General features: G+C 64.1%; 7 protein-coding genes. 6 read left to right on the top strand and 1 reads right to left on the bottom strand.

All coding sequences use genetic code 11. The features are described 5' to 3' along the window. From BRA62_RS10875 to BRA62_RS10850, 6 genes are all read left to right on the top strand, one after another. A partial coding sequence (locus BRA62_RS10875; RefSeq protein WP_292366593.1) for a hypothetical protein occupies window positions 1-728 on the top strand: 728 nt, incomplete at its 5' end. Window positions 729-732: 4 nt separating this feature from the next. Next, window positions 733-1,341 (top strand): 4Fe-4S binding protein, encoded by a 609-nt coding sequence (locus tag BRA62_RS10870; protein WP_292366592.1) that lies wholly within the window; start codon window positions 733-735, stop codon window positions 1,339-1,341. Then, on the top strand, window positions 1,338-1,727 hold the full coding sequence (locus BRA62_RS10865; RefSeq protein WP_292366591.1) for a molybdopterin dinucleotide binding domain-containing protein: 390 nt from the start codon (window positions 1,338-1,340) through the stop codon (window positions 1,725-1,727). Before BRA62_RS10870 ends, BRA62_RS10865 begins: the two co-directional genes overlap by 4 nt. Then, window positions 1,717-3,006: a formylmethanofuran dehydrogenase subunit B gene (locus BRA62_RS10860; protein WP_292366590.1), complete on the top strand. Its 1,290-nt coding sequence runs from the start codon at window positions 1,717-1,719 to the stop codon at window positions 3,004-3,006. Before BRA62_RS10865 ends, BRA62_RS10860 begins: the two co-directional genes overlap by 11 nt. After that, window positions 3,003-4,703: a formylmethanofuran dehydrogenase subunit A gene (locus BRA62_RS10855; protein WP_292366589.1), complete on the top strand. Its 1,701-nt coding sequence runs from the start codon at window positions 3,003-3,005 to the stop codon at window positions 4,701-4,703. Before BRA62_RS10860 ends, BRA62_RS10855 begins: the two co-directional genes overlap by 4 nt. Next, window positions 4,700-5,467 carry a formylmethanofuran dehydrogenase subunit C gene (locus BRA62_RS10850; RefSeq protein ID WP_292366588.1) on the top strand — a complete coding sequence of 256 codons (768 nt, stop codon included), beginning with the start codon at window positions 4,700-4,702 and terminating at the stop codon, window positions 5,465-5,467. Before BRA62_RS10855 ends, BRA62_RS10850 begins: the two co-directional genes overlap by 4 nt. A gap of 149 nt (window positions 5,468-5,616) precedes the next feature. On the opposite strand, the gene BRA62_RS10845 is transcribed toward BRA62_RS10850, so the two are convergent. Further along, the gene (locus tag BRA62_RS10845; protein WP_292366587.1) at window positions 5,617-5,883 is read right to left on the bottom strand and encodes a DUF1922 domain-containing protein; all 267 of its coding nucleotides are present in this window, start codon (window positions 5,881-5,883) and stop codon (window positions 5,617-5,619) included. Between the last annotated feature and the right edge of the window lie 310 nt (window positions 5,884-6,193).

The following is a 6,193-nucleotide window of genomic DNA, read 5'->3' as shown; positions in this document are numbered from 1 at the left end:
CGATCGAGCACGAGACGCTCGCGATGTACCTCTTAAACACACGGGAGACGGTGCTCGACAACCTGGAGCGGCTCACGGGCTCGAGGATCAACACCGCCTACATGATCCCGGGCGGGGTCCGGTTCGACCTCCTGCCGGAGGACGCCGCGGCGATGCTCGCCGATCTCGTGAAGGTGGAGGGCGAGATGAGGCGGCACACCGGGATGTTCGAGACCGGCCCCCTGATTGCCCTGCGAAGCAAAGGTATCGGGGTCATGGATCGCGAGGAGGCGATCCGCGCCCACACTGTCGGCCCCACGGCCCGGGCGAGCGGTGTTGTCTGCGACCTCCGCCTCCGCCACCCGACCTACCGGGAGCTCGGCTTTACACAGGTAACCCGGACCGAGGGCGACAACTTCGCCCGGATCATGGTCAGGTTCCAGGAGGTCTTCCAGAGCATCGACCTGATAAGGAAGTGCATAGATTCCCTTCCCGACGGCCCGATCCGGGGCGGCGGCCTCTGCAAAGCGGGCGAGGTCTCGTACGGCGGCGAAGCCCCCCGCGGCGAACTGACCTACTCCATCAAGACCGACGAATACGGCAGGGTGGTCGATATCGCGATCCGGACGCCGTCGATCATGAACATCGAGGCCTGCGCCCATTCGATGATCAGGGACGTCACGTCGATCGCCGACGTGACGTCGACGTTCATCAGCAGCGACCCCTGCATCGCGTGCAACGAGAGGTGAGGATATGCGATCGATCGTCTACTACCTGCGTGAGTTCTTCCGGCCGGAATGGGTGAGGAAGTTCTTCTTCGCAAAGACCGCGCCGCTGGTCGCCCCCTCCTACTTCAAGGACTACCCGTCCCTGACGGAGAAGGAATGCACGGGGTGCCTCACCTGCATGATGATCTGCCCGGCGCCCGGCGCCATCGCTGTCCTCCACAAAAAGGACGGATGGGAACCGGAGATCTACCCGGGCCACTGCATCCGGTGCGGCCTCTGCGTCGAGGCGTGCCCCGAGGGTGTTCTATCGAGCGGGCGGATCCTCGACGTCACCCGGCGTGACAAAACGGCGTTCTCCTCGTGGTACCGGCTCCAGGTCGACGACACCCTCTGCATGCGATGTGGGAACTGCTGCGTCTCCTGTCCGGTCAACCGGGAGATAGACCCCCAGCTCGCGGGGACCGGGACGTCCGCAAGCGACGAAGTGATCATGCGGATCGAGGGCGGCCGGGTGACGATACTCCACGAGGAGAAGTGCACGGGATGCAAGACCTGCGAGAACAACTGCCCGAACCGCGCGATCCGGGTCGCCCGGATGGTGGAAGGGGTGCATCTCGAGGAGGCGGAGGCATGACGTTTCTCATGATCACCGGGCGGACGGTGAACCAGGGCGTGACGGTCGAGAACAAGACCTCCGCCGAATACGCGGCCGAGACCTCGACCTGCTTCATGCACGAGTTCGACATGCTGGAACTCGGGCTTGATGACGGCGATACCATCCGGGTGACCGGGCCCTGCGGGGAGGTCGTCATGCGGGCGTCCGCGTCGGTCGAGGTGGAGACGGGCACCGTCTTTGTGCCTTACGGGCCCTACGCAAACCACATCGTCGCTGCCGGCACCCGCTCCACCGGGATGCCGGACTTCAAGTCCCACGAGGTGGAGATCGAACCGACGGATGAAGAACCGAAGACGGTTCACGAGCTGATGGAAGACCTGGGAGGCCTTGCTTATGATCGTTAAGGACGCGGTCTGCCCCTTCTGCGGATGCCTCTGCGACGACATCGAGGTGGAAGTGGAGGACGACAGGGTGGTCGCCGTGACGAACGCCTGCGAGCTCGGGACGACGAAGTTCATGGGCGAGAAGAGGATGAAGAACCCGATCCTGCGCGACGGGGACCGGTGGAGGGATATCACCTATGATGAGGCGGTTCAGTACGCCGCCGATATGCTGCTCTCCGCCGAGCGCCCGCTCCTCTACGGGTGGAGCGGCACCCACGGGGAGGCCCAGTGCGTGGGGGTGCACATGGCCGAACTCGTGCGGGGCGTCATCGACAACACCTCCTCGGTCTGCCACGGGCCGTCCATCCTCGCCATCCAGGAGGTCGGGCACCCGGGATGCACGCTCGGGGTGGTGAAGAACCGGGCGGACCTCGTGATCTACTGGGGGTCGAACCCGATCGACGCCCATCCCCGCCACCTCTCCCGGTACACGCGGTATGCCGAAGGCTTCTTCCTCGAGAATGCCTTCCGCGACCGGAAGGTGATCGTCGTCGATATCCGCAAAACCGAGACCGCGAACATCGCCGACGAGTTCGTGCGGATCAAGCCCGGCGGGGACTACGCGGTCCTCTCGGCGCTCCGGGCGATCGTCCAGGGGAAGACGGATACTATCCCGCGGACGGTCGCGGGCGTCACCCGGGAGCAGCTCGTCCGGGTGGCAAACCTCTGCAAGAATGCGAAGTTCGGGGCGGTCTACTTCGGGCTCGGGCTCACGATGACCCGGGGGAAGTACAAGAACATCAGAAACGCCATCGAACTCGTCTCGGAGCTGAGCCGGCATACGAAGTTCACGATCTCGGCGATGCGGGGCCACTACAACGTCTACGGGTCCAACGAAGTGAACACCTGGATGACCGGCTACCCCTTCGGGATCGACTACTCCCGGGGGATCGCCTTCTACAACCCCGGGGAGACGACGGCGGTGGACATCCTGGCCCGCAAAGAGTGCGATGCGGCGCTGATCGTCGGGAGCGACCCGGCGGCCCACTTCCCGCGGAAGTGCCTCGAGCACCTCGCCGACATACCGGTGGTCCAGCTCGATCCCTATCCGAACGCCACCACCGCGTTCTGCAACGTCCAGATCCCGGTGGCGGTGACCGGGATCGACGCCGAAGGGACCGCCTACCGGATGGACGGGGTGCCCATCCGGACGAGGAAAGTCCTCTCAACCGATTACCTGTCCGATCGGGAGGTCCTCTCCAGGATGTGCGCCCTGATGCAGGAGGCGCTGGAACGATGACAGAACTCCTGGTGAAGAACGCCTACGTGATCGACCCTCTCCGGGGTATCAACGCCGAGACGATGGATATCGCCATCCTTGATGGGAAGATCGTCGAGGAGGTGAGCGATGCGGCGGAGGTGATCGACGCCCGCGGCATGCTCACCCTGCCGGGCGGAGTCGATTCCCACACCCATATCTGCGGGACGAAGGTGAACTTCGGGCGGTACATGAGCCCCGAGGATATGCGGGCCGGAAGAACGCCCCGCCAGGGGCCGCTGCATGCCACGTCCGGCTACAGCGTCCCGACCACCTACGGCAACAGCTACCGCTACAGCGTGATGGGCTACACCACCCTGCTCGAGGGCGCGATGGCGCCGCTCGAGGCCCGCCATACCCATGAGGAGTTCATCTACACCCCCCTCCAGGACACGATGGCGAACACCCTCTTCGACGGGAACTGGGCGATCATGGAGGCGATCCGCGACGGCGACGTAAAAAGGGTCGCGGCCATCATCGGCTGGACGCTCCGGGCGGTGAAGGGGTTCGCCATCAAGCTCACGAACCCCGGCGGTACCGAGGCATGGCAGTGGGGCAAGAACGTCTCGTGCATCAGGGACCCGGTGCCCTACTTCGAGGTGACGCCCGCGGAGATCATCCGGTCGATCGTCGAGGCGAACGAACTCCTCGGCCTCCCGCACTCCGTCCACCTCCACTGCAACAACCTGGGTACCCCGGGGAACTACTCCTGCACGCTCGGGTCGCTCGGCCTCATCCCCGACCTGAACAAAAAACGGCAGACACTGTATGCCACCCACGTCCAGTTCCACGCCTACGGCGGATCGGATTGGAAGGACTTCTGCTCGAAGAGCGAGCCGATTGCGCGGTTCGTCGATATGCGCCCCCAGATCGTCATGGACATGGGGCAGGTGATGTTCGGCCGGACGACGACGATGACCGCCGACGGGCCGATGGAGTTCAACCTCTACCGCCTCCACCACGAGAAGTGGAGCAACCACGACGTGGAGCTCGAGACCGGTTCGGGGATCATCCCGGTCATCTACCGGCGCAAGAACCTGGTCAACTCGATCATGTGGGCGATCGGCCTTGAGCTCGCGCTCCTCACGAAGAGTCCCTGGCAGTGCCTGCTGACGACGGATAACCCGAACGGTGCGCCGTTCGTCAAATACCCGGAGATCATCGGCCTCCTGATGAGCAAGAAGTATCGCGACGCCGAGTTCGCCACGATCCATCCCGATACCGAGGCAAGGGTGCCCCTCCCGGCGATCGAGCGGGAGCTGGACTGGTACGAGATCGCGGTGATGACCCGGGCCGGCCAGGCGAAGGCGCTCGGGATCCAGGATCTCGGGAAAGGCCATCTCGGGCCGGGCGCCGATGCGGATGTCGCCATCTATCCCCTCAAGATCGGCGAGGTCGATCCGTCGGTTGACTATCAAAAAGTGATCGATGCGTTCAGCCGGACCGAGTACACGATCAAGCGGGGCACGGTCGTCGCCCGGAGGGGCGAGTGCCTTGTCGACGGGAGCAACGCCACGTTCTGGGTCCGGCCGAAGGTCTCGGAGGCTTACGATATGGGGAAAGACCCGGACTTCATCGAGAAGTTCGATCGCTACTACACGGTCCGGATGAGGAACTACCCGGTGCAGGAGGAGTACCTGAACCGGAACCGGTGCATCGAGACGGAGGCGAGGATATGAAGGTCACCCTCGCGATGAAACCCGCCGCGAGATCGTTCATTCCCATCGAGGCGGAGTCGATCGTCCCGAAGAACTTCCTCGACGGCACCGATCTTTTGGTCTGGCGGGGGAACCGCGAGCTCCGGCTCGACGAGGTCTTCTCGGTCTCGGTGGAGGGCGATGCCGATCGGGCGGAGGACGTCGAGGTCGTCCTCTCGGGGGAGACGTCCCGGTTGAAGAGGGTCGGCGAGTACATGGACGGCGGCAGGATAACCATCCTCGGGAATATCGGGATGCACTGCGGCAATTTCATGAGCGGCGGGACCATCGAGGTCCACGGCAACGCCGACGGCTGGCTCGGGCGGGAGATGGCGGGGGGGACCATCGTCTGCCGGGGCGACGCTGCCGACTACTGCGCGTCGGGATACCGCGGCGGCCGGAAGGGAATGACCGGCGGCACCGTGGAGGTCTTCGGCCGCGCCGGGGACTTCCTCGCGGAGAGCATCGCCGGCGGCACCGTGACCGTGCACGGCAATGCCGGGGACATGGCCGGGGCGGAGATGCGCGGCGGCACGCTCGTCGTCCACGGGGACTGCCGCCGCCCGGGTGCGAACATGAAGGAGGGCTCCTGCTACGTCTACGGCACCGCGCAGGGGATGCTCCCCACGTTCAGAAAGATCGGGACGGTTCAGCACGAGGGGCACACGCTTATCCGGTTCGCCGGGGATATCGCGAACCGCGGGAAAGGAAATCTTTTTGTGAAGGACTACGAATATCTGGACTGATGGTCAGGCACGAGTGTGGGTTTGAGGCCCCGATTCACTGTAAGAAGTGTGGGAGGCCGCTGGAAAACAACGAGCGCACGGGCCTTTACTGCCCGCACTGCGGAAGAAGAGTGAGCATGCTCTGCCCGGGCTGCGGGCGTCTCTGGTGATCAGACCCTGTTTTTCACCCACCTTGCGTACTGGGCTCGTAACTGCTGGATGTCCTGTTCCGTCAGGTCTTTTTTTCCGGTCTGGTGCAGGTAAGATTCCAGCTGCTCCACCACCCGTTCTGCATCCAGAAAGTCGTCGACATCCAGGTAGACCGGCGCACGTCCGACGTTGATCGCCTCCCCGCACATGGGACAGAGCCTCCAGCGCTGGTAACGGTCCACGTAGTTGAAGGTTTTGCAGCCCGGACAGCGGATGACGAGGTACATGGTTAATGGGAGTGTGCGGGCGGGCGGATATATAATTATCCATCCTGTCTTTTTTCCGGAGTGCTCTGGTGGGGCAGCTGATCCTCCGGCGGCAGACAGAACAACGTAGGCGAGGAACAATCCTGGTGCAGTGGACCGTGGTGACTATCGCCACGCACTGCCCCCGCCCCCGTGGGGCGGGGGAGGAGGCCGGAGGCCGGGAGGGGTGGGGTTACAGGAATTCCTTAGTAAGTGGAGACAGGGGAGGGGGGGCTCGCCCCCCCTCCCCGTCAGCCCCTCCCCCAATGGCGATATCCCACGAAATCCGTGT

The organism is Methanoculleus sp. UBA208, assembly GCF_002498065.1.
Lineage (GTDB): Archaea > Halobacteriota > Methanomicrobia > Methanomicrobiales > Methanoculleaceae > Methanoculleus.
This window is presented reverse-complemented; position numbering and strand designations above follow the sequence as displayed.